The 310-nt window shown below is 40.3% G+C and carries 1 protein-coding gene; it reads right to left on the bottom strand.

Translation table 11 applies throughout. The features are described 5' to 3' along the window. Window positions 1-41: 41 nt before the first annotated feature. Window positions 42-310, bottom strand: a 269-nt coding sequence (locus SB660_RS19665; protein ID WP_410583943.1) for a methyl-accepting chemotaxis protein, incomplete at its 5' end; no start/stop codon positions are given.

Raw genomic sequence — 310 nt, 5'->3', positions numbered from 1 at the left:
AAGGCAATGTTCATATCATGACCATTTGCCTCAGGCATCTTTTAAATTATTTCAATAAATTGTTTAGACCGTTCATCTAAAGCCTCTGCTGCAGAAGCGATTTCAGCAAAATCACTCGTCGTCACAGTAATTTGTCCATTCGTTTTTTCAATTTCTTCAGAAATTCGCGTGATGCTTTCTGTTACTTGCCCAATCTCGCGTACAATCCCTTCCACATTTTCTTTCACCTCTGAAATCGACTGCTCTACTCTTACAGAAAGTTTTCGCACCTCTTTGGCGACTACATCAAAACCTCTGCCATACTCTCCAG

This window comes from Bacillus sp. SIMBA_005 (genome assembly GCF_046535585.1).
Classification (GTDB): domain Bacteria; phylum Bacillota; class Bacilli; order Bacillales; family Bacillaceae; genus Bacillus; species Bacillus pumilus.
Note: the sequence above shows the minus strand (reverse complement) of the source record. Positions and strands in the feature narration are given on the sequence as shown.